Source organism: Gottfriedia sp. NPDC057948 (genome assembly GCF_042887255.1).
In the GTDB taxonomy this organism is placed as follows: domain Bacteria; phylum Bacillota; class Bacilli; order Bacillales; family Bacillaceae_G; genus Gottfriedia.
This window is the reverse complement of sequence record NZ_JBHVPN010000002.1, coordinates 48,026-71,731: the sequence shown is the minus strand read 5'-3', so window position 1 is coordinate 71,731 and position 23,706 is coordinate 48,026. Positions and strand designations below refer to the sequence as shown.

The following is a 23,706-nucleotide window of genomic DNA, read 5'->3' as shown; positions in this document are numbered from 1 at the left end:
ATAATAGCCTTATACATACTACTTTAAAGGTGGATCGGAATGACTAAAACCATTGTTGAAAAGCTAAACTTAAAAAAATATAAAAAAGCTACTGTTTTAAATCAACCAAGTGATGTAAATTATTTTGCAGATCTACCACATTTTGATACGGATCTACAAAACCATCCTTACGATCTGATATTTGCTTTTGTACTTGATATGGACTCGCTAAAAGAACTAGTCACAAAGATTATCCAGAATCATTATTTAGATAAAAATGGCTATATTTTTATCGCCTATCCTAAAAAAGGAAACAAAGTATATCCGACTTATATTCATCGTGATGATTTATTCGAAGGATTAGGTGCGGATGAGAGCGGCTATATTGGTTCAAGTACAATTAAATTTTCTCGTATGGTTGGTTTGGATGACGTCTTTACAGTTGTTGGATTAAAAGACGAATCAAAAACAAAAGCTGCGAATTCATCCAAAGCAAGCCAATGTGTAGATGATTATATCGATATGATTCCAAATGTGGAAAAGGATTTAGAAGATTCTCCTGAATTACTTACGATCTATAAGTCTCTAACTCCTGGGTATCGTAAAGATTGGGCACGACACGTCTTTAGCGCTAAGCAAGAAGCAACGAAAGCAAAAAGACGTGAAGAAATGAAAATGGTCTTAGCTGCTGGATACAAAACGCTTGATTTATATCGTAGAGATAAAAAATGAAACAAAAAATCCACAAGATTACTTGTGGATTTTCTTCACTTATTAGATTTTTTAGATGTGCAGCCTGTCTGTTTGGATTTTTTAACAACAACGAGTAACTTTACCGCCTTTAGAATTAAAACGTGACTCTTGCGCTTCGATAAAGAACTCTTTTCTAGTTTGAATTGGTTGATCAGGGTGTTGTGTTTTCATATGTTCAACATATTTTTCATAGCTAGGTACACCTACTAATAAACTAATAAACTGCTTATAATATTTTTTGAACTCCTTCACTTTATAGTGCATAATTTTTCGGTTCACTTTCTTCGCGTTTAATGTACGGAGTTTCATGTAATTTTATCGGTTTATTAGATATTATATTGATCCAATTTCGAATCGAAGCAATTAGAACTAAAAGGACAATCACCATAAACAATCCACAAATTGTTGCATCAATATAGTCATTTAAAATAATTTGATTCATTTGTGCTTTACTAGCTGCTGGTGCAAGAATTTTGCCAGCATCTAAACCATCTTTAAAAACTTTCGCATGCGCTAAAAACCCTATTTTTGGTAATGCATGAAACAGCTTTTGCCAACCAGCTGTCATTGTGACGATTAAGATCCAGATTGTTGGCACTAATGTAATCCATGCATATGCCTTTTTCCCCATTTTCAACAAGATAGTTGTGCCTAGCAATAATGCAATGGCGGCAAGCATTTGATTTGCGATACCGAATAATGGCCATAAAGTATTAATGCCTCCAAGTGGATCAATAACTCCTTGATAAAGGAAATAGCCCCAGCCGAAAACACAAAATGCTGTCGCAATTAAATTTGCAGGAAGTGAATCCGTCTTTCCAAATGGCTTGTACACATTGCCTAAAATGTCTTGCGTCATATAACGTCCAATCCTTGTTCCAGCATCAATTGTTGTTAAAATAAATAACGCCTCAAATAGAATAGCAAAATGATACCAAAAAGCCATTAATGCCTTACCACCAATTACTTTAGAAAAAAGAGCCGCCATGCCGATTGCTAAAGTTGGTGCCCCACCAGTACGAGAAAGAATTGTTTGTTCCCCTACGTCTTTTGCTAGTGTGCTCAAATCATTTGGAGCTATTGTAAAGCCCCAGCTTGAAACTACTTGAGCCACTTGGTTTACATCAGTTCCAATTATGGCAGGCGGGCTATTTATAGCAAAATATGCTCCTGGAGTTAATAAACAAGCGGCAATCATAGCCATTACTGCTACAAAAGACTCCGTTAACATAGCACCATAACCAATAGCACGTGCATGCGTTTCACGCTCAATCATTTTAGGGGTAGTGCCTGAAGCAACTAATGCATGGAATCCAGAAACAGATCCACAAGCAATTGTTATAAATAAAAATGGAAATAGATTACCCGCAAATACTGGTCCCGTTCCGTCAATAAACTTTGTAATGGCCGGCATTTGTAAGTCTGGTGCTACTATAATAATGCCAATTGCTAAAGCTAAAATCGTTCCAACTTTTAAAAATGTACTTAAATAATCACGTGGAGCTAATAATAGCCAAACTGGAAGTACAGATGCTATAAACCCATAACCAATCAACATAAGAGCAATCGTTTCTCCCTTAAACGTAAACATTGCCGCTAAAGTTGGACTTTCTGCTACATATTGTCCTGCAAATAAAGAAAGTAGTAATAAAATTACACCAATAAAAGACCCTTCTCCTACTCGACCTGGACGTATGTATCGCATATAAATACCCATGAAAATTGCGATCGGAATAGTTGCTGCAATCGTAAACATTCCCCATGGACTTCCTGCAAGCGCTTTAACTACAACAAGTGCTAATACAGCTAATAAAATAATCATAATTCCTAATATACCGATTAACGCGATGACTCCTGTTATAGGACCAATCTCTTCTTTAATCATTTCTCCAAGCGATTTACCGTTTCTACGTGTCGAAGCAGCTAATATGACAAAATCCTGTACTGCCCCTGCAAATACAACTCCCACTATAATCCATATCGTTCCGGGTAAATAACCCATTTGCGCAGCTAAAATTGGTCCTACCAGTGGGCCAGCCCCTGCGATCGCTGCAAAATGATGACCAAATAGTACCCACTTATTCGTTGGTACAAAGTCTTTACCATCGTTATTAATTTCAGCAGGTGTTTTACGATCTTCGTCTAGTTTAAATACTTTTTCTGCAATAAACTTACTATAAAAACGATAAGCCACTGCATATGTACAAACTGCCGCCGTGAGGAGCCAAATTGCATTTATTGTTTCCCCTCTTTTTAAAGCTAATACAGAAAAACAGAAAGCTCCAAGTATTGAAATTAATCCCCAAACTACTATTGATTTTAAAGATTTCAAACCAAGTTACCTCCTTTTTCATTTATAAAAGAAAGTATATCATTAATTCAGAATTTTTTGTCAATTAATGGTAAAAAAAGTATAATAACGACATTTATACTGATTTCAAGCTGTTTTTTCTTCATAAAAGTAGACGAAAGTTGTATTGAACTTATCTAATTAAAGAATTTCAAGGGAAAATACAACTTTAACTTTCGCAACATTAGAACTAATCATTTTTAAACAAAAGAAAATACCATCCTAAGCGTTAAAAGCTAAAGGATGGTTTTCTTTCATATTAATTAAGTTATTTTACATGTTGTATAAAATTAATGTCGATTAGTTCATTCAGCCTTTGTAGTTCTTTTTCTCCTAGTAACGTCTTCCCTTCGTTTAAGGATACTAGAGCACTCTCAATTAAAAATTTTCGCGGTGTTTTCGACTGCAACAATTCGTTTTGTAAAAAATCTAGTAACTCATTGTACTTTTGTTGGTCATTACTATTTAATGCTGATTTTTTCATTGTATAAATAATACTACAAAGCTTTTGTTGAAGATTTTCTTCGGTCTTTCTTACTGGTAACCATCTATCTAATAGTTCCAAATTGAATAATTGCTCACCAGACTCCTCCACATCCTCAACAATCTTAATCATACGATTTACACTATATCGGACGACTTGATCCATACTAATATTCATATCTTTTGCAAGGTCATAGTATCTCACATTATGGTGAATAATTCCTAAAAACATAATGGCACTATCTAATAAAAAATCTTTCTTTTCAATGCCAAAAATGTCTAAGAAACGTGTATACACCCAATTTAATGTCTTAAAATTACCTTCCCTTATGAACTGTTTAATATCTAAGTCATTTATATAAATTACTTCTTCAAATAGAGAAATCAATTTATTATCTCTATTTGCCTCCATTAATAAAGTTATTTGTTTAATGAAAATTTCAATATTTGAAGGGCTTTGTCCGATCAACAACTCATTTCTTTCATGTTCAAGTTTTTTATAAATCATATTAAATAATGCGACTACTAAATCACTTTTAGACGAAAAATAATTATAAAATGTACCTTTAGAAATTCCGCTATAGTCTAATATGTCTTGAATTGACGTTGCTTGAAATCCTTTTTCAATAAACAATTCATGAGCTATTTTTACAACATGCTGTTTACGATCATTCATATAATCACCTTGGTTCTAGTTAATTACTGCTTAAAAAACATAGTACATTATTTTAACATTTTTAACTAGTAAATATCAGATTAGATTATTAAAGATTTCTAATGGTTATTATAATTGCATCTAATGATTGAATGGTATATCATATTATCTTATATAGAAGATGGAAACGCAGTTCAAAAAATTGAACTAGATGTACAAAGGAGGGGAAATCATGGATCATTCCATGAATAAATCAGTTAATCCGCCATACGGGATTCTTACAATCCTAATGATTGGTGCTTTTATTGCTTTCTTAAACAATACTTTACTTAATATTGCATTACCTTCTATTATGAAGGATTTAGACGTTGAGCCTTCGACTGTTCAATGGCTTTCTACTGGATATATGCTAGTAAATGGAATTTTAATTCCGACTACTGCATTCTTAATCCAAAAATATTCTGTTAGACATTTATTTTTAACTGCACTACTTTTATTTAATATCGGTACTTTAACAGCAGGATTTGCACATGTATTTCCTTTATTATTAGCGGGCCGTATGATTCAAGCTTCCGGTTCGGCTATTTTAATGCCATTATTAATGAATGTTATGCTAACTAGCTTCCCTGTTGAAAAACGAGGAACTGCAATGGGCTTCTTTGGTTTAGTAATGATGGGTGCACCAGCAATCGGACCAACTTTATCAGGATGGATTATTGAACATTATGACTGGAGAATGCTTTTCCATGTTGTTTCACCGATTGCATTAACGATTTTAATTATCGGCTTTTTCTTACTTAAAGATAAAAAAGAGAAATCAAACAGTACGATCGACCTTTTCTCAGTTCTTTTATCAAGTATAGGTTTTGGTGGATTATTGTATGGTTTTAGTACTGCGGGAACAAAAGGATGGGATAGTCCAGAAGCTTACGTTACTTTAATAGTAGGGGTTGTTTCATTAGTACTATTTATCTTACGTCAATTAAAACTTGATACGCCAATGTTAAACTTTAGAATTTATCGCTACCCAATGTTTGCTTTATCATCAGCGATTTCAATTGTAGTTACAATGGCTATGTTCTCAGCAATGATGCTTTTACCTATTTACACTCAAACGCTTCGAGGCATTAAACCTTTTGATGCAGGCTTAATGCTGTTACCGGGTGCTTTATTAATGGCAATTATGTCACCAATTACGGGTAAATTATTTGATAAAATTGGTGGAAGAATACTTGCAGTAACAGGTTTAGCGATTATGACTGTTACTACTTATTTCTTAAGTAAGTTAACAATGGATACAACTTATACGCATATTATTATTTTATACTCATTACGTATGTTCGGTATGTCGATGGTAATGATGCCAGTATCGACAAATGGTTTAAATCAATTACCAAAACGATTCTATCCACATGGTACTGCGATGAATAATACTTTACAACAAGTATCTGGTGCGATTGGTACAGCTTTACTCATAACAGTAATGTCGAATCGTACAGAATCAAAAGCTAAAGAGCTTGCTGCTGAAGCAATGAAGCATGTGACTAGTAAACCTACACCTGAAATGCTTGCTCAAATTAAGCAAGAGATCACAATGAAGGCAATGTTAGAGGGAATTAACTTCTCATTTTATGTAACGGTATTCGTTGCCGCAGTTGCACTAGTTCTTGCATTCTTTATCAAACGTTCAACAGCTGCAGAGGAACCTGTAGTGAAAGAAAATACTAATACTAGTACTAACTTTAAGAAAAAGTTAGCAGAGAATTAATAAAGTAAGTTCTTAGACTAAAAAAAGTTCAACCAAAATTGGTTGAACTTTTTTTGTTACGATCTGTTAAACAAAACGTGATATTAAAGTGTATAGCGTCCTTTTTGTTATAAAACATTCTATTTAATCCCTGATTATTAAAGGCTATAATTTAATTAACAAATCATTAAAAAAACTCACCACTACTTAATGCATACTTATCGGATGGTTTAAAATGCTAAGAAAAATTATTATATGTCTATTAATCGCTTTTCTACTATTTTTCACAGGGAGTAAGTCTACAAAGGAGAATTTCGAAATGGATAAAGTTAAGTTGAATTACGGAAAGTACGAAATCCCTAAAACACTAGTTAATGTAATTAACTTACAAAATCAATTAGATCGTGAGTCTGGGTCTTTGGGTGGTTTATATTTCTCTTATGAAAATATCGATACTCGTTATTTAAACACTCCCCTTGATGTTATCCAATTTGCAAGAACTGGTTCAGATGGAGTTCATTTTGGTTTTTTAACTGATTTTGGCCAAGTTGGTGATTTAGAAGATGCTTATATTGTACGTGTTTCACCAATGGACTCCGATGATCCGGTACAAATTGTTGCTAAAAATTTAAATGATTTCCTAAGGTTAATATGCTATGCACCAGGTGCTGTGGAGGTTGTAGATGTCACTACTAATAAGGATACTTTTCAAAAGATCCCTGAAATAAAAGCGACTCGAACTATAGAAGGATATGACGCTGCGGAAAGAAAGGTGCTTCAGCAAAAATTTTCACTTGAACCGTTTAAATCATTAGAAGATTACTTAATCGGAGTCAAAAATGAGCGAGAAAATCAAATCGTCTTACCGACTGAGGACAGCCTTGGAATACTAAATAAGATTGTGACGAAAACGGAAGAAACAAAAAATCAAAACTTATTTAAGTTTGAAGAAAATATTCTTACTTTAGACACTGATGAAGTAGTACACTTTTTTGAGACCTCATCACTCGAGGCTAAATTAGTATTTTTACGCGAAGCACAATCAAAGGCATTATTCTATGATGATGAAGAAGTAAAAAATTATCTTTCAAAACAACTACGTTTAATGCACTTAGACGATGAAGCCGTAAGAATTTACTATGAATAAAAACTTTACTATCCATTTAGTATCAATAATTAAAAGACATCACTGCAGATTATCTTAAATAATGAAGAAAAGAAAATGTCCCTAAGATTAGTTAAAACAACCTTCAGGGACATTTTTTGTTATCTCTTATAAATAAAATAGTCAAAATCCGCATGGAGCCCTTGACCAGTCGTATCCTGACATTGCATTCCAACGAATGCACCTGTAAAGAATCCCCCGCCTTGAATATAATCATCAGACAGTTTATATGAATAAAGTGCTACAGGTATTTCTGTCCAGTCCTCTCCATCAAATGAGTAAAAGTACTTGTAAACATTCGTTTTCACATCTACTCGAAGATGCACATATTCAACATGTTTTGGAATGATAATTTCGTTACCTTGTAGGGGTTGATCGAACTTAAAATTATCACATGTTACTAACTCAAGAATTCTGCCCTTTTCTTCATTCCAAGTGATTTGACATGAAGTCCAGTTTTGAGTGTTATAGTAATTTACTAAACCAGCTGATTGATGGAATGTCTTTGGATTAAATGCTATTTTTGTTTCTGCAGTAAAGTTAAAATCTTGCCAACGTCTTGCTATAAATGACTGAGTAAATTTAGATGTTAGGGATTCTCTTCCGTAAAGACGTAGATGCCCTGGATTGTCTTTTAATGATACGATATTCTCTCCTAATGGAATTCTCAAGTTTTGAAAGTGAGGATTTAAGATTTCTGAGTTAAAGTCATCCATCTCTGGGTAGTCGCTTTTCCATTTTACTTCATCTATTTTTGGACCCTCTATTTCAAGTGATGGACTATTCCCTCCTACGACATACGGCCAATCATTTTTCCACTCAAGCCTTTGAATAGCAGTTTCTCTTCCTAATGGACAGAAACCTCTTGGGTCTAACAACGGTTGACCTTCTCTTGGTAATGGTCTTCCTGTTAAATGCACAAGGAACCATTCATCTGTATGCGTTTGAACAATTGATGCATGTCCTGCTTTTTGAAGGGGAATTCTTGGTGCATGGAATGACGAAATTAACGGGTTTTCTGGGTGCACTTCATATGGACCCTTTAACTGTTTTGACCTAGCAATTGTAGCTTGGTGATCATATTTCGTACCACCTTCTGCCGTTAATAAGTAATAGTATTCATTTTTTTTATATAGATGTGGTGCTTCCGTCAGTTTAATATCAGTTCCTTTAAAGATAACCTCTGCTTTTCCGATCAGTTTCTGTTCTTCTACACTGTATTCTTGTAATGAAATGCCATAAAAATGATGATTTCCTACGCGATGATCCCAAACCATATTCACTAAATATTTTTTTCCATCCTCATCGTGGAATAGAGACGGATCAAATCCAGTACTATTTAAATAAATTGGATCTGACCATTCTCCGTTAATCGTTTCACAAGTTGCGAGATAGTTGTGGCAATCTTTCCATTGACCTTCAACTACCTTTACATCCGTGTAAATTAACCAAAACTGTCCGTCACGATAAGATAATGCGGGAGCCCAAATTCCACCCGAATCCGGATTACCTGTCATGTTTAATTGACTTAAACGGTTCAAAGGTCTTGATGCTAAGCGCCAGTTCTTTAAATCCTTTGAATGATAGATTCCTACTCCTGGAAACCATTCAAAAGTTGAAACTGCAATGTAATAATCTTCCCCAACTCGGCAAATACTTGGATCCGGATTAAAACCCGGTAAAATTGGATTACTGATTTTAGCCATTTTATACTCCTCCATATGCATCTATCTAGTTCATACATTACTTTTTTTAGTAAGCACCTTTGATAAAGTCCGAAACATTTTTTTGATAGAAAAGCTCTAATTGATCTAATTCCGCTTTCGAAAAAGATTGTATATTCATTGCTTCTAAGTTGCCATCCACTTGGCTTTGATTTCTAAAGCCAGGAATTACACATGTAATTTCTTTTTGATCTAAAATCCATCTAAGTGCTCCACTTGCCATCGATGACCTTCCTTCAGCAATCCAGTTAATTCGATTTGCCAATTCTACTCCTTTTTTAAAGCCCAAACCTGCAAATGTTTCTCCGATATTAAAGGCCGCTCCATTTTCATTAAAGTTTCGGTGATCATCTTCCTCAAAAATATGATCAGCCTTATACTTTCCAGATAAGAGTCCACTGGCTAGCGGTAATCTTACAAGAACACCAACCCCACGCTTATAAGCCTCGGGAAGTAATTCTTCTAATGGCTTTTGTCTAAAAATATTAAAGATAATCTGTAAGCTTTTCACATTTGGGTTTTCTAAACAAATCAATCCTTCTTCAATCGTTTCAACACTAACACCGTAATGGCGGATTTTCCCTTCACTTTTTAAACGGTCAAGTACATCAAATACTTGTCCATCCTTTAAAATTTCAGTTGCTGGGCAATGAACTTGATATAAATCGATTACATCTCGATTTAAGCGTTTTAGACTATCCTCGCAATTTGACTTAACCACTTCATATGAGTAATTTTCCGGTGAAAAGATATCACCTTTTCGGCAAAATTTTGTGCCTATATAAATTTTATCTTCAAGTCCTTTTGTGGCTTTAGCCAATAGTTCTTCGCTATGTCCATCACCATAAACATCTGCAGTATCAAAAAAATTTACACCTTGGTCGATTGCGTGTTGTAATGATTTTAAAGCTTCCGTATCATCTGTTTTTCCCCATGCTCCACCAATTGCCCAAGTTCCAAAACTTACCTCACTAATCATTAAACCTGTATTACCAAGTTCTCGATAATTCAAGTAAAACTCCCCCTCTAGTGCTATTTTTAGCGTCTTATACTAATTTCTAAATTCAGATAACATTCTATTTAATTCCTTCGTGTTGGAATAAACTTGCTTATAAATTGAATAAAGCTTCTCATATTGTTTAACATTTTCACTAACTGGTTTATATGAAGTGATTGGCTTTATGAACTCTTCGGCACAAGCCTCTAATGATTCAAACCAATTACATCCATAAGCAGCAATCATCGCCGCACCCATCCCAGGACCTTGCTCGCTTGAAAGCTTAATAATTGTCGCATTAAAAATATCTGCTTGCATTTGAAGCCAAATAGGATTTTTAGCACCGCCACCCATTGAAATAATTGAATCAATATTTTTACCGTTATTTCGGAAAATTTCAATTGACTCATTCAACGAAAAAGTAATGCCTTCCATGACAGCCCTCGTAAAATCACTTCTCTTATGTGCGGCATCCATGCCGATAAAACATCCTCTAATAACTGAATCCGCATGTGGTGTTCTTTCACCAACCAAATACGGAGTAAACATTAAACCATTTGATCCAATTGAAACAGTATCAACATCATCTAATAGTTGTTCGAAATTCACACTCTCAGCAAAGGTATCCTTAAACCAGCTTAATGAAAATCCTGCGGCTAGCGTTACACCCATTGAATAGAAAGCATCTTCTTTACTATGGTTAAAATAATGAACTTTGCCTTTGAAGTCGTGTTCTCCGTGCTCTTCATAAGAAAGAACAACTCCTGAAGTACCAATACTACATAGCGTATTGCCTTCTTTTAAAATACCTGAGCCGATAGCGCCACATGCATTGTCGGCTCCGCCTGCAAATACTTTCACTTCTCGACTAAGTCCTGTCAAATTAGAAACCTCTTTTGTAATAGTTCCAACGCAAGTCTGAGACTCGACAATTGGTGGGCAAAGATCCAAAGGAATATCGAATTTAGTACATAATTCTTCACTCCACTGCTTATCTTTTACGTTTAAAAGTAATGTTCCAGCAGCATCTGAGTATTCAGTATGAATTTTTCCAGTCAGACGATAACGAAGATAGTCTTTAGGTAATAAAAACACTGCTGACTGATGATAAATCTCAGGTTCAAATTCCTTTACCCATAAAAGCTTCGGTAGAGTAAATCCTTCAAGTGCTGGATTTTTCGTTATTTCCAGTAAACGTTCTTTGCCTACTATTTCATTGATCTTTTCACATTGCTTAGTCGTTCTTGTGTCATTCCATAAAATTGCATTACGAAGGCTTTCATTTTCTTTATTCAATAGCACTAGACCATGCATTTGACCTGAGAAGCTAATCCCTTGTATATCATTCGGATGACCATCAAATTCTCTAACTAGTTCGGCAAGTCCATCGATGGTTTTTTCAACCCATTCTTCTGGGTTTTGTTCACTATATCCGGATTTCTCTTGTATTAATGGATAGGCACGAGATACTTCTTGGCATACCTCTCCTGACTGATTAACTAACAAAATTTTTACGGCACTTGTACCAAGGTCAATACCGACTACATATTTCATAACAATCATCCTTTTATTGTTTTTTTAGCGTATCGATGAGAAAAATGTGCTGGAAACAATGAATTTCCCAGCACATTTTATGGTCAAAAGATTTTTAAACTGTTGCGAATTCAGCAATCGCTTCTAATAAGTATTGGTTTAGCACTGATTTAAGACGTTCTTCACGACCTGATTTATTTTGGATATCACCTAAACTTAATGCGTATGCTTCAAGTGTATGGAAACTTGCTTTATTCTCTACGATTTCTTTACCAATACCATAAGTGAAGCTGCTATAACGATCTTCAATAAAGCTTTCAAATACTTTATCTTCAATTAGTTTATTAGCTACTAATGTGCCAATTGCAAAGCTATCCATTCCAGCTATATGTGCATGGAATAAATCTTCTACATCAAATGATCCCCTTCTTACTTTTGCATCAAAGTTCAGGCCGCCTTTTCCTAAGCCACCATTTTTTAAGATTTCATACATTGCTAATGTAGTAGAGTAAAGATCTGTAGGGAACTCATCTGTATCCCAACCAATTAACTTATCACCTTGGTTTGCATCAACTGAACCAAGCATTCCATTAATTCGAGCAACGCGTAATTCATGCTCAAATGTATGACCAGCAAGTGTTGCATGATTCGCTTCAATGTTGAATTTAAACTGTTTGTCTAAACCATTTGCTTGTAAGAACGCTAATCCAGTTGCCACATCAAAGTCATATTGATGCTTCGTTGGTTCTTTTGGTTTTGGTTCGATTAAGAACTGACCATCGAATCCGATTTCTTTTGCGTAATCTACAGCCATATGGAAGAAACGCGCAAGATTGTCTTGTTCAAGCTTCATATCTGTATTCATTAGCGTGTCATAACCTTCACGCCCACCCCAGAATACATAGTTAATTGCACCAAGCTCTTTTGCAATTTCTAATCCTTTTTTCACTTTTGCAGCTGAATAGGCAAATACGTCCGCGTTATTAGAAGTAGCAGCTCCATTCACATAGCGAGGATGAGTAAACATATTTGCCGTATTCCAAAGCAATTTTGTTTTACTTGTTTTCATATATTCTTTTATCATTTCTACAATGACATCTAAGTTTTTATACGTTTCACCTAATGTATTTCCTTCAGGGGCAACATCTGAATCGTGGAAACAGAAGAAAGGAACATCCAACTTTTCATAGAACTCAAATGATGCTTCTACACGTGCTTTTGCAAGATTCATTCCCGTTAAGTGGTTCCAAGGACGTTGCATTGTACCTGCTCCAAATGGATCTGAACCATCTGCGGTAAATGTATGCCAGTAAGCAACTGAAAAACGAAGTAAATCCTCCATTTTTTGGCCATTAATTATTCTTTGAGGATCATAATATTTAAATGAAAATGGATTTTTTGATTTAGGACCTTCGAATTTAATTTTGTTAATATTAGTAAAGTAACTCATGTTTAATTCCTCCTAAAATAGTAGTTTTGTATTTTATGACTTATGTAAAATGACAATCCAAGTGCGCAATACTTTCATATCATCTGGCTCAATTCCTTGTAAGCCAGTCAGTTCTCCACTTACTTCAAGATTAGGAGCGTTAGTTACCCACGTGTAGGGCTCGGGGCATAAAAAGCCGCTTCTCCCATCTTTGTTATAAACAACCCAATGCTTAAAACTTTGGTCAACGGTATAATTAATCTCAATTCCTGTTGATTTGTTCGATATTTGTGCCGTCTGTAGACTACTGTTATTGGGGTTAGATAGAAAAACATCATCTAACTCTAGCCCGTACAGGCTCATTCCTTCACTCAACTCATATTTGTACTCAATATCTTCTAATTCCCCCGTTGGTAAAAATCGATCATTTAGTTTCCAACGTTTATCGACTGGAAGCTTGAAGATTGAAGTTTCTTCTGGGAATACGAAACTAGTATGATATCCAAAGCCAAACGGTAAAACTTCATTACTTTTATTAATAACTTCTGCTCTTTTAGCGAATAAGTTATCATTTAGAATAAAGCTCATCCTAATTACAAAGTGATGCGGGAATTGAGCCATTACATCTTCGTGCTTACTTGAATCAAACTCAGTAATAATTTTCACCGTTTGCTCATTAACTTCTACACTCGAGATATTCCACTCCCTTGTGTGAACAAAACCATGAATATGGTTCTGCTTGTCCATTTCATTAATTTCAAATTGATACGTTCTTTTGCCAAATCGAAACTTACCTTGATCGATACGATTTGGAGGGAACAGGATTGGGGTACCGTAAAGAACTGGGTTATTCGAATACTCCTCGGTTGAGTTAGGCACCCTTAAAAGCTCAGTATTTGATTTTTTATGAACCATGGAAATCAAGTTTGATCCCCATCCGGGAATAATGATAATCTCCAATTCACTATTACCTGCTTTAATTGCTGGTTCATTTAAAAAAGAGATTTCCTCAGCATAAGTATTCATCTAGATTCCCCGTTCTGTCATAATTTCTACACTTAGACTTTGCTAATCTTACCTTGTCTTTGGTCTATTCGATTAAAGCTATACATACCACAGAACATGAAAATCCAAGCAATTGACACGACACTAAAGAATGGAATTAGCCCTGGCTGATAGAGCAACAGAAGTAGTATAGCGATTAGACTAACTAGCATTATTAAAGTAATGTGAAAATGAAAAACACTTAAAAAGAATGCATTTTTAAAATAGTCTTTTAGTTTAAATTCGTAATGTACATATAGTGGAAAAATATAAAGGAAAACCATTAAATAAACTGCTGCAATGACTAATAAAGGAATGATTAAAATAAATTGGAGCATCCCTTCAATCGTTCGAATGTAAAATGCATCAAACGCTAGGAAGATGCCACTACAAATGAATACAAAACCAAGTTTATTGGAACGTTTAAATTCCTTCAGGAAAACAGTTAGAAATGTTCTCCAAATCGGAAGATCTGTTTCTTTTCCTATCCATTTACGAACAATTGTAAAAAGGGCTACTGTAGCAGGGAAAAAACCAAATATGACTAGTCCTCCAATTGTAAAGAGGAACCATAGTAGATTGACATATGCTAATTTCATAACCCACTCACATAGCGTAAACAATTTACCCATCGTTTTTCCGAATATCATTTAATCACCCTCCTTTACAAATTCATCTAAAGCTTATCTAATGTATTTAACCTTTTACTGACCCAGAAGCAATTCCTTCTACAATTCGATTACTTAATATAAGGAAGGCAATTAGGATTGGTAGAATACTAATAACTAACGTAGCTCCAATTGCTCCCCAATCAGTCGTATACTGCCCAATAAAATTTTGAATACCAACCGTGAGTGTTTTAAATTGATCTGAACTAATAAATGTATTAACGAAGACAAACTCATTCCAGTTGTAAATCATATTAATAATTGCCGCTGTAGCAATTACTGGTGATGTCATTGGTAAAGTAATCTTAAAAAAGATATGGTTAATTGATGCCCCGTCCATAATCGCTGCTTCTTCTACCTCTCTAGGTAGAGCTTCATAAAAACCAATTAAAATCATAATCGTTATTGGCAAGTTAAAAGCTGTGTACGTAAGGATTACCGAGAGTGGATTATCAATTAAATTTATTTTTGTAAAAGTATTAAATAAAGGAATCAATGTAGAATGGACTGGAATCATTAAACCTACCATAAATAATCCCAATACCCATTTACTTGCTTTCCAATTCATTCTTGTAATTGCGAAGGTTACCATACTTGCTAGTACAACCGTTAAAATAACGGCAGCGATTGTATAAGTTACACTGTTAAAGAAATATTGACTAATGTTTCCCTCAGTCCAAACTTTCGTATAATTCTCCCACTTTGGGCTTTCAGGTAAAGAAAAAGGTGACATATTGAAAACTTCTTGGTTATTTTTTAATGAAAAAAGAAATAGCCATATGATCGGAAATAATTGAAAAATCGCTACGATTATAAGGAAAAGATACATAAATCCGTAAGCAATTCTACTAAAAACACTATTCTTGCTACGGTCAGTTTTCTTTTCAGTTACAATGGCTTGAGATCCTGTAACTCTTACCGTATCCACTTAAAATCCCCCTTTCTTTTAGTAAATGTCATTATTTGCTTCAGTAAACTTACGAATAATCCAAGTAACTACTAAACAAATAACTAATAAGAAAAATCCAATTGCACTTGCATATCCAAAATCAAAACCTTTGAATGCTTTTTGATACATATAGGAAGCCATTACTTCACTTGAACCATTGGGGCCACCACCTGTCATAACATAAATTAAATCAAAGTATTTAAGTGACCCAACGACGGCAAGAACAATCGTTACTTTCACAACATTCATGATTAATGGTAATTTTATTTTTAATGCGATTTGAATTGGTGTTGCCCCATCGATTCTTGCAGCTTCAATTAGTGAGTCTGGAATATTTTTAAGAGCTGCATAGTAAATCAAAATATAAAAACCGGCGTACTGCCAAATAATTGGAATAATAATCGCATATAATGCTAAGTTTGTTTCAGCTAACCAGGCTGGTGGATTATGAACTCCTAGAGAAACAAGTAAGCTATTTAGAATACCGTTAGTAGGATGATAAATTTTAAGCCAAAGCTGAGCAATTGCAACAGAAGCAAGTAGCATTGGAATAAGATATATTTTTCTAAGAAGGTCTGCACCTTTAATTTTTCCTGCAAGTACAAATGAGATGAACAAGTAACCAATTAAACTAACTGCTGAAAATACTGCTAATAAAAAGGAGTGGAAAGCACTTTTCCAAAATAGAGGATCATGTAATAAGTGGGAATAATTCTTTAAACCTATGAACTCCTTTTCCCCAATTCCATTCCATTTCATTAAGCCAAAGTATCCAGTTTGTACGATTGGAACGTAAATCAAAGCAAGGATCAGAAAAAGAGCTGGTGTAATATACAAGGCGATTATTTTTTTATTTGACATAGCTTTATTCACTTCGATTCAACTCCTTCCCTATGTTTAAAAATCAAGGGCATATTAAAATGAATCCATATGCCCTTTTCTTTAGTACATCAGAATTTATTTATCTTCTGCCTTTAAAGCTTCTTCATGTTGTTTAGCAAAGTCTTTTGGTTTTACTTCATTTCCAAATAAAGATTGGATTAAGTTTAAGTGAGTTTCTGCTACAGAAGCACTCATTTGAACGTCAGCAAATAATGTTAAGTTGCTAGCTTTATTTAATTCATTTAACACATCAATATATAATGGTGGTAAATTTACTTTTGAAGTATCAACCTTAGTCGCTGGAATTACACCCGCTTTTTCAACAGATTGCTCTCCCCACTTCTCTACAAAGAATTTAACAAAGTCTTTAGCTTCAGCTTTCACTTTTGAATGCTCTGCTACGAATAAACCTACTCCTGGGCCACCAACCCAGCTGTTAATATTTCCTTTTCCACCTTCATAAGTAGGGAATTTAAAGAAACCTACATTGTCACGGAAATCTTTTGAAATTTCTTCGTTTGTCGTAAAGTTTGGAAGCTCCCATGTTCCCATTAAGTACATAGCTGCATTTCCATTTAAGAATTCAGATTTACCTTCATCATTCGATAATCCATTAAAACCTTTATTAAATGCATTTTCTTTAACTAGGTTTTGAACCTCTGATGCCGCTGATACAAGTGCAGGATCTTCGAATGTTCCTGTATGGTTAATTGCTTTATTAAGTACATCAGCTCCACCAATTCTGTCTGCCAAATACATATACCAAAGTGAACCTGTCCAACGATCTTTATTTCCTAAAGCGATTGGAGCAACTCCATTTTTAGCAAGTGTTTTAACAACGTTTTGGAATTCGCTATAAGTTTGTGGTACTTGAAGGTTATATTTTTCAAAAATTGCTTTATTGTAATAAATTGGAGCGATGTTTAGTTCTAGAGGTAATCCATAAGTTTTTCCATCGATTGCATATGCTTCTGTTGTTCCGCTTACAAAAGAATCTTTTAATCCGTTATTTAACACATCATCTAAATCAGCAAAAAGGCCACCCTTTACAAATGGTTTCATATATCCTGCTGCCCACGTAAACCCAACATCTGGAAGTTCATTAGAAGAAGAAAGAACTTTAATCTTATTCTTGTATTGCTCATTTTCAAGAACTTCTACTTCAATTTTTACATCCTTATGTTCAGCCTCATATTGTTTAATAATGTCAGATACAATTAAGTTTTGTTGCTTGGAACTTCCAGCTGGCCAAAGGTGCATAAACTTGATCACTTTTTTGGAACCGCTTTCAGTTGACGCGTTATTAGATTTACCACAGCCAGTTAAAGCAACCATTAGAATAAGAACTAGTGCTAACATTAATGAAGACGCTTTCTTAAACATGTCTAACCCCCATTTTTTTGAATTTTTCGTTACAAGTAAATTCTAGCACTAAAAAAAAAACGCGGTAAGGTAACCACGATTGGATAAAATTCCACTATTTTTGGATTAGTGAATCATCAAGTTCCGATACTTTTCTAAATTTACTAGGGGTAATACCCTCGTAATCCTTAAAGATCTTAATGAAATATTTAGCTGTCTGATAGCCTACTTCTAGTGCAATTTCTTCAATTTGCAAATCTGTTGTCAGTAGGCGATTTTTTGCAATTTGTAATCTCTTTCTAGTCAAGTACTCACTAAATGTTAATCCTACTTGCTCTTTAAATAACACACTAAAATAGCTCGCATTTAGATGTACCGCTTCTGCTACATCCTTTAAGGAAATTTGATTGCTTATATTTTCATTAATAAAGGTCTTTGCTCCGTTAATTGAGTTAGAGCGGTTATTAACCTGATCTAGTTTTAATAATTTCTGATCAGTCACTTTTTCCATATATTCAATCCGTTCAATATTTGCTTCCTTTTCAAGCGCTTGCTCAATAGCTTCAATTAATTTTTGTTTACTTACTGGTTTTAATAAGTAATTTACAACTCCTAGACGAATAGCCTCCTGGGCATATTCAAAGTCAGGGTGTCCAGAAATTATGATTGAAACAAACCTATGTCCTTTATCCTTTAGGTTATTTAGAAGCTCTAAACCATTCATTTCAGGCATACAAATATCAGTTACTAAAAGATGAATTCTTGTTCTGCTCATCTGTTCAACTGTTTCTTGACCATTTGCCGCACTAAGAATTTCAAATTTACCGTTTGACCATTTCTCTAATGTTTTTTTAAATCCTTGTCTAGTCGCTTGTTCATCATCAACAATTAGAATCGTTTTTGTATCCAAATTATTCTCCACCTTTGTCTGGAACTTCGAATAATACAGTTGTACCTTTACCGATTTCACTTTCTAAACGAAGGCCACCTAAATCATATCCTTCGTAATATAATTTGATTCTTTTATTTACATTCGTAAGCGCCATACCCATCCCTTTAAAGGATGAAACATTATCATTTTTAATTGCTAGATTAAGGGCATTAAGAGCTTCTCTATCAATACCCGGTCCATTGTCCTTAACAGCCACTAATAAATTAGATGAGTCATTAATCCTTTTAATCTTCACTAAAACACTCCCTTGTTCTCGACTACTTTCAATACCATGCATAATGGCGTTCTCAACTAAAGGTTGGATTAGCAGTTTAGGTATTTTAATAGCTAATAGATTTGGCTCAACAGATATCTCCCAAAACAACCGTTCTCCTAACCTCATTTTCATAATCTGTAAATATCGTTCAATTTGGTCGAGAGCAGCTTGTATAGTTACCCATTCACTACTATTTGCATTGCCGATTGTATAGCGAAATAATCCCGACATTGCAATCACTATTTCTGCTAAATCCTCCTCACCTCGATCATCTAAAGACCAGTAAAGTGCATTTAGCGTATTATAAAGGAAGTGCGGATCGATTTGGGCTTGTAGTGCCTTCAACTCCGTTTGACTACGAAGTAATTCTTTTTCATAAACGACCTGTATTAAATGATTAGTATTTTCTACCATCTGGTTATACGTTCTATTTAATTCAATAATTTCTAATGAAGCTGCGCTTTCCTTGTTAATTTTCAACTCGTCCATTTTCGCGTTCTTCATTGTATTTGTAAGTTTCTTTATCGGTCTTGTGATCATTGTTGCTAGAATAATTGATGATATAACAAAAATGATCAATCCAATCGCACCAGATAATAGGGTCGCTTTTCTTACCGGTGTTACCCGCTCATTTAAAAAGCTTGTAGGTTTTAAAATAACAAGTGTCCAGCCCGTTTTTGTAGATGGTTGCGTAACAATCATATATTGTTTTTTATTTACTTTTATCGATTCGTATCCTTCTAATAAAAACTTTTGAATATCAATGCCGTAGTTATCCGTTATCGGAGTTAAATCCCTATCAAGCAGCATCATATAGTCCTTCTCTCCAGGAGATAATTTACTTTCTTCAACCTGAAAATAACTATTAAGAATTCTTACGACTAAATATCCTCCATTTGAAAACCAACGATCCATTAAACTAACCCTTCTTATTGCATAAGAATAGTTACTATTTTTAGGATCTTTCCCTACCCACACTAACCTTCCTTTCTCGGCTTCTGCTTCCTTTACCCATTTTTCATCGATTACACTAGATAAATTTTTATCACCGAATGGAAAAATACGATTACCTTCTGAAGAATATAGCTCAAAAGAAGAGATTCCATTTGAATAAGCTAAAAAGTTATTTATGACTCTGATTAGTGATTGTCTTCTTGCAAAATCAACACTTTCTCCGTTTTTCAATCCGAGTAATATTTGTTGAACCGTCTCGTTGGTCATTAATTGATTTGATAAAGTGTCAATTTGCTTATACAAGGTTTCCATTCTTCCATTTGCTTCAATAGCCGTTTGTTTGATTTGCTTTTCTGTTGTATCTTTCATTAAAGTTCCAACTTGGTTATATACCATAATGGATACAATGGATAAAACAATCACCATAACAATCAAGAAGACACCCAATATTTGATTTCGTAAAGTGTTTAATTTTCTTAACCGTAATCTAAATTTGACGATTGTAATCACCTTTTCAGTAATAAGTTAGTGTAAGGGCTTTCTTTAGAAATTATCATACTATATTTATCATTAGTCTGAATATTAAAAATACCTGTCTAGTAATAACTACCAGGTAGTTTAAGGGCAATATTGGGATAATTGTAATTAGTTTAAATAAAAAACAACACGAAAAAGAGGAACCTAAACATATGATGTCGAGGCTCCACTTTTCATTTAGTTACTATTTATTTACCTTTTCCCTGAACTTTTGACTTTTCTCGCTCATTAACTTGTTCAACTTTACTCCATTCTGCTTCCTGAAGAGTTCGCCATAAAATTTTCCCACTTGCAGTAGTCGGTAATTTATCAATAAATTCGACGTATCTCGGATATTTATAGTTAGCCATATGCTCTTTTGACCAATCGATAATGTCATCCTCACTTACTTTGCCTGAATAAATAGGATTTAGGATCACATATGCCTTTACTGTTTCGCCCCTTTTTTCATCAGGCTTACTAACAACACAAGCTTGTTGAATGGCCGGATGTTTATAGAGTAGGTTTTCCACTTCAGTTGGCCACACTTTAAAGCCTGACGCGTTAATCATCCTTTTAACACGATCAACGATAAAATAGTACCCTTCATCATCAAACCGACCAATATCTCCTGTACGGAAAAATTGTTTCCCGTCTATTTCAATGAAGGCGTCATTTGTTTCTTCTTGTCGGTTAAAGTATCCTTTAAATACTTGTGGCCCATTAACAACAATCTCACCAACTTCACCAACACCTAACTGTTTCATCGTTACCGGCTCGATAATTCTGGCGTCTACGTCAAATGATGGAATTCCAAGACATTGTAGTTTTGGTCGATCTGGCGGATTAAAATGTGTCTGTGCAATTGTTTCGGATAATCCATACCCTTCTACGAACTTTAACCCTGTTAATTGGAATAGTTGCTCTCCAACTGCTTCTGGAAGAGGAGCCCCACCACCTGCAATATTTACAAGAGACTTAATGTCATCTGTATTTAAATTTGGATTTGCTAAAAAGTCGATTAGCATTGTACTAATATTTACCCAATGGGTACATTGATAATTTTCAATAAGATTGCATGCATGGTTTCGATTCCATCTCGTTAGCAATACCATACTTGAACCGGTAAAAATTGGTGTATGCATGCCATGAACCATTCCTGTTACATGGAATAGAGGTAAAGTTGAAAAGCTAACGGCATTTGCAGAAATATTCATCCAAACGGCAGATCCTACTACATTTGCTTGTACAGTTTTATGTGTGTGAATACAGCCTTTTGGTAAACCGGTTGTTCCTGAAGTATATGGAAGGACTGCAACATCATCTGAGTTACCTTCATATAGTGATGGGGTGAGCTGTGTTTGTATTGCATCCTCCCAATAAAATAAATTTTCGTTTTGATAGATTTTCTTTGATTCAGTTATTTCAGCTGTTAAATCGGAAACTAAAGGAATGGTTGGTAAGTATTCAGAGTAAACTGCAACTACTAAATTCTCTAATCCAGTTGTAGCTTGTAAAGGTTCAATTTGAGGGGATAGTTCTTGGCCAATGATTGCGGTTTTAATTTCACAATCATTTATGTAAAATTCAAGTTCATCTGTGGTGTTCATCGGGTTAATTGGTACTACAATTCCTCTTACTCTTAATATTGCATAAAAGGCGATAACATATTGGGGTGAGTTTTGCATATAAAGCATTACACGTTCACCAGGGGATATTTCTAACCTATGCTCAAGATAACCTGCCAAATGATCAACCTCTTCAAGAAGCTGCTTGTACGTTTTTGAAGCACCATAATACTCGATTGCAGTTTTATTTGGATACCTTTTTGCCGAAACGACTAAATTATCATAAAGTGTTGTCTCAGGTATAGTTAAAGATTTAAAAACTCTTTTTGGCCAATACGCAAAATGTGAAGTACTCATAATTTTTCCCTCCGCTTATGAACCTTTATTATATTAAGTTTTAATACTGACTGCTCGTTCTTGTATGTATGAAAGCATAAAAAATTTAGGGCAATTATTCATATACATTGCCTAATTAATGAATATCGCTCTACCAGAAAACACTTACAAATTATTCGTTTAAAACAGTATCTTTAAAATTAATTAAAAGTAAATTGCAAAACGGGGCAATTGCTAAGTTTAGTGTGGAAAGGGAAAATGGAATAGTAAATCATTATAAAAATCAACTTTAGACCTTATTATAATGGAAAAGCTTAAATGAATAAATAGTTTTTTGAAAATTAAAAAAACTATTCGATTTAACCGAGGTATTTGATTTGAGTAGCGAAAATTTTTTAAGTAAAATTACATACAATTACTTACTTTACGGCTTTTCTATGTTTCAATTAATAACAAGTGAGGTGTTAGTATATGAGAATTGGAATAATCGGTTTAGGAGATATAGCTGCGAAGGCCTATCTACCTGTTCTTTCTGAAAGAGAAAAGATCGAGTTGGTGCTATGTACAAGAAATAATGAGACACTAGACCATTTATCAAACAAATATCGAATCAATGAAACGGTTAATACAGTAGATGAATTGTTAGAAAAGAATATTGATGCAGCATTTATTAGTACTGCCACGGAAGCTCATTATATGATAACGAAAAAGTTATTATTAAATGGTATAAATGTTTATATTGATAAACCTATTTCAATGAATTTCAAAGAGACTGAACAAATTGTAAATCTAGCTAGAGAACAAGGAAAAATAGCGATGGTTGGATTTAATAGACGGTTTACCCCTAGAGTAAAAGAGCTTACTTTGCATGGAAAGGCTAGTTTAATAATCATGCAAAAAAATAGATTTAACTTTCCTGAATATACTAGAAGATTTGTTGTAGAGGATTTTATTCATGTGGTGGATACACTTAGGTATTTAATGTCCACTAATGTAGTTGATTTAAATGTCAATTTCTTAAAAAAAGATAATATGCTCGATCACCTAATCATTCAACTTATAGGTGAGGGATGCACGGCAATTGGAATAATGAACAGAAACAACGGTGTTACGGAAGAAATTATTGAATATATGACACCACAAAATAAATATTTAGTGAGTAGTTTAGTCGAAACCACCCATTATCATAATAAAGAAATCAATATTACAAAATTTGGTGATTGGGAACCAACACTATATAAACGTGGGTTTTACCAAATTGTTGATCACTTTCTTGACTGTATAGAACAGAATAAAACCCCAGACCCTTCAATAAATGATTCCTTAATCACACATGAAATTTGCGAAAGAATCGTTCAATATATTGATTCTAATGTAGATTAAATAAAAAACCCGAATAATAGA

At 34.2% G+C, this 23,706-nt stretch carries 19 protein-coding genes; 4 read left to right on the top strand and 15 right to left on the bottom strand.

The window, feature by feature from the left end:
- The first annotated feature begins 39 nt into the window (after nt 1–39).
- Nucleotides 40–711 carry a YdeI/OmpD-associated family protein gene (locus tag ACFVRR_RS04305; RefSeq protein WP_387325120.1) on the top strand — a complete coding sequence of 224 codons (672 nt, stop codon included), beginning with the start codon at nt 40–42 and terminating at the stop codon, nt 709–711.
- An 81-nt stretch (nt 712–792) separates the two neighbouring features.
- Here ACFVRR_RS04305 and ACFVRR_RS04300 read toward each other — a convergent pair whose 3' ends face one another.
- The 3 genes from ACFVRR_RS04300 to ACFVRR_RS04290 all read right to left on the bottom strand — a co-directional run bounded on the left by ACFVRR_RS04300 (nt 793) and on the right by ACFVRR_RS04290 (nt 4,241).
- Nucleotides 793–996 (bottom strand): YbdD/YjiX family protein, encoded by a 204-nt coding sequence (locus ACFVRR_RS04300; RefSeq protein WP_387325117.1) that lies wholly within the window; start codon nt 994–996, stop codon nt 793–795.
- Complete coding sequence (locus tag ACFVRR_RS04295; RefSeq protein ID WP_387325114.1) at nt 986–3,064, bottom strand: carbon starvation CstA family protein; 2,079 nt, start codon at nt 3,062–3,064, stop codon at nt 986–988. Before ACFVRR_RS04295 ends, ACFVRR_RS04300 begins: the two co-directional genes overlap by 11 nt.
- A 286-nt stretch (nt 3,065–3,350) precedes the next feature.
- A complete protein-coding gene (locus tag ACFVRR_RS04290; RefSeq protein WP_387325111.1) occupies nt 3,351–4,241 on the bottom strand; it encodes a TetR/AcrR family transcriptional regulator in 891 nt (296 codons plus the stop codon).
- A 211-nt stretch (nt 4,242–4,452) separates the two neighbouring features.
- Here ACFVRR_RS04290 and ACFVRR_RS04285 point away from each other — a divergent pair, with 211 nt between their 5' ends.
- Complete coding sequence (locus ACFVRR_RS04285) at nt 4,453–5,988, top strand: DHA2 family efflux MFS transporter permease subunit (RefSeq protein ID WP_387325108.1); 1,536 nt, start codon at nt 4,453–4,455, stop codon at nt 5,986–5,988.
- Nucleotides 5,989–6,286: 298 nt separating this feature from the next.
- Complete coding sequence (locus ACFVRR_RS04280) at nt 6,287–7,114, top strand: hypothetical protein (RefSeq protein WP_387325105.1); 828 nt, start codon at nt 6,287–6,289, stop codon at nt 7,112–7,114.
- Nucleotides 7,115–7,233: 119 nt separating this feature from the next.
- Here ACFVRR_RS04280 and ACFVRR_RS04275 read toward each other — a convergent pair whose 3' ends face one another.
- The 12 genes from ACFVRR_RS04275 to ACFVRR_RS04220 form a co-directional block, all read right to left on the bottom strand.
- Nucleotides 7,234–8,838: a glycoside hydrolase family 43 protein gene (locus ACFVRR_RS04275; protein ID WP_387325102.1), complete on the bottom strand. Its 1,605-nt coding sequence runs from the start codon at nt 8,836–8,838 to the stop codon at nt 7,234–7,236.
- Between the two features lie 46 nt (nt 8,839–8,884).
- Nucleotides 8,885–9,868, bottom strand: a complete 984-nt coding sequence (locus ACFVRR_RS04270) for an aldo/keto reductase (RefSeq protein ID WP_387325099.1) — start codon at nt 9,866–9,868, stop codon at nt 8,885–8,887.
- A 39-nt stretch (nt 9,869–9,907) separates the two neighbouring features.
- Nucleotides 9,908–11,407, bottom strand: a complete 1,500-nt coding sequence (xylB, locus tag ACFVRR_RS04265) for a xylulokinase (RefSeq protein ID WP_387325096.1) — start codon at nt 11,405–11,407, stop codon at nt 9,908–9,910.
- 94 nt (nt 11,408–11,501) lie between these two features.
- On the bottom strand, nt 11,502–12,836 hold the full coding sequence (gene xylA / locus ACFVRR_RS04260; RefSeq protein ID WP_387325093.1) for a xylose isomerase: 1,335 nt from the start codon (nt 12,834–12,836) through the stop codon (nt 11,502–11,504).
- A 33-nt stretch (nt 12,837–12,869) separates the two neighbouring features.
- Nucleotides 12,870–13,841 carry an aldose 1-epimerase gene (locus ACFVRR_RS04255; protein ID WP_387325090.1) on the bottom strand — a complete coding sequence of 324 codons (972 nt, stop codon included), beginning with the start codon at nt 13,839–13,841 and terminating at the stop codon, nt 12,870–12,872.
- A gap of 32 nt (nt 13,842–13,873) precedes the next feature.
- Nucleotides 13,874–14,509, bottom strand: coding sequence for a YesL family protein (locus ACFVRR_RS04250; protein WP_387325088.1), 636 nt, complete (start codon nt 14,507–14,509; stop codon nt 13,874–13,876).
- Nucleotides 14,510–14,555: 46 nt separating this feature from the next.
- Nucleotides 14,556–15,371, bottom strand: a complete 816-nt coding sequence (locus ACFVRR_RS04245; protein ID WP_387326040.1) for a carbohydrate ABC transporter permease — start codon at nt 15,369–15,371, stop codon at nt 14,556–14,558.
- Nucleotides 15,372–15,473: 102 nt separating this feature from the next.
- Nucleotides 15,474–16,349, bottom strand: a complete 876-nt coding sequence (locus ACFVRR_RS04240; protein ID WP_387325085.1) for a carbohydrate ABC transporter permease — start codon at nt 16,347–16,349, stop codon at nt 15,474–15,476.
- Between the two features lie 84 nt (nt 16,350–16,433).
- Complete coding sequence (locus ACFVRR_RS04235; RefSeq protein ID WP_387325082.1) at nt 16,434–17,741, bottom strand: extracellular solute-binding protein; 1,308 nt, start codon at nt 17,739–17,741, stop codon at nt 16,434–16,436.
- Nucleotides 17,742–17,835: 94 nt separating this feature from the next.
- On the bottom strand, nt 17,836–18,630 hold the full coding sequence (locus tag ACFVRR_RS04230; RefSeq protein ID WP_387325079.1) for a response regulator transcription factor: 795 nt from the start codon (nt 18,628–18,630) through the stop codon (nt 17,836–17,838).
- A 1-nt stretch (nt 18,631) separates the two neighbouring features.
- Nucleotides 18,632–20,308: a sensor histidine kinase gene (locus ACFVRR_RS04225; RefSeq protein ID WP_387326038.1), complete on the bottom strand. Its 1,677-nt coding sequence runs from the start codon at nt 20,306–20,308 to the stop codon at nt 18,632–18,634.
- Between the two features lie 299 nt (nt 20,309–20,607).
- Nucleotides 20,608–22,323 carry a long-chain fatty acid--CoA ligase gene (locus ACFVRR_RS04220; protein WP_387325076.1) on the bottom strand — a complete coding sequence of 572 codons (1,716 nt, stop codon included), beginning with the start codon at nt 22,321–22,323 and terminating at the stop codon, nt 20,608–20,610.
- 450 nt (nt 22,324–22,773) lie between these two features.
- Between ACFVRR_RS04220 and ACFVRR_RS04215 the strand changes: the two genes are divergently transcribed.
- The gene (locus ACFVRR_RS04215) at nt 22,774–23,685 is read left to right on the top strand and encodes a Gfo/Idh/MocA family protein (protein ID WP_387325073.1); all 912 of its coding nucleotides are present in this window, start codon (nt 22,774–22,776) and stop codon (nt 23,683–23,685) included.
- Nucleotides 23,686–23,706: the final 21 nt, after the last annotated feature.

Coding starts and splice junctions, on each gene's coding strand:
- ACFVRR_RS04215 (WP_387325073.1), top strand. CDS start 22,774: ATGAGAATTGGAATAATCGGTTTAGGAGATATAGCTGCGAAGGCCTAT.
- xylB (WP_387325096.1), bottom strand. CDS start 11,407: ATGAAATATGTAGTCGGTATTGACCTTGGTACAAGTGCCGTAAAAATT.
- ACFVRR_RS04290 (WP_387325111.1), bottom strand. CDS start 4,241: ATGAATGATCGTAAACAGCATGTTGTAAAAATAGCTCATGAATTGTTT.
- ACFVRR_RS04220 (WP_387325076.1), bottom strand. CDS start 22,323: ATGAGTACTTCACATTTTGCGTATTGGCCAAAAAGAGTTTTTAAATCT.
- ACFVRR_RS04280 (WP_387325105.1), top strand. CDS start 6,287: ATGGATAAAGTTAAGTTGAATTACGGAAAGTACGAAATCCCTAAAACA.
- ACFVRR_RS04255 (WP_387325090.1), bottom strand. CDS start 13,841: ATGAATACTTATGCTGAGGAAATCTCTTTTTTAAATGAACCAGCAATT.
- ACFVRR_RS04305 (WP_387325120.1), top strand. CDS start 40: ATGACTAAAACCATTGTTGAAAAGCTAAACTTAAAAAAATATAAAAAA.
- ACFVRR_RS04300 (WP_387325117.1), bottom strand. CDS start 996: ATGCACTATAAAGTGAAGGAGTTCAAAAAATATTATAAGCAGTTTATT.
- ACFVRR_RS04275 (WP_387325102.1), bottom strand. CDS start 8,838: ATGGCTAAAATCAGTAATCCAATTTTACCGGGTTTTAATCCGGATCCA.
- xylA (WP_387325093.1), bottom strand. CDS start 12,836: ATGAGTTACTTTACTAATATTAACAAAATTAAATTCGAAGGTCCTAAA.
- ACFVRR_RS04285 (WP_387325108.1), top strand. CDS start 4,453: ATGGATCATTCCATGAATAAATCAGTTAATCCGCCATACGGGATTCTT.
- ACFVRR_RS04225 (WP_387326038.1), bottom strand. CDS start 20,308: ATGGTGATTGTTTTATCCATTGTATCCATTATGGTATATAACCAAGTT.
- ACFVRR_RS04250 (WP_387325088.1), bottom strand. CDS start 14,509: ATGATATTCGGAAAAACGATGGGTAAATTGTTTACGCTATGTGAGTGG.
- ACFVRR_RS04235 (WP_387325082.1), bottom strand. CDS start 17,741: ATGTTTAAGAAAGCGTCTTCATTAATGTTAGCACTAGTTCTTATTCTA.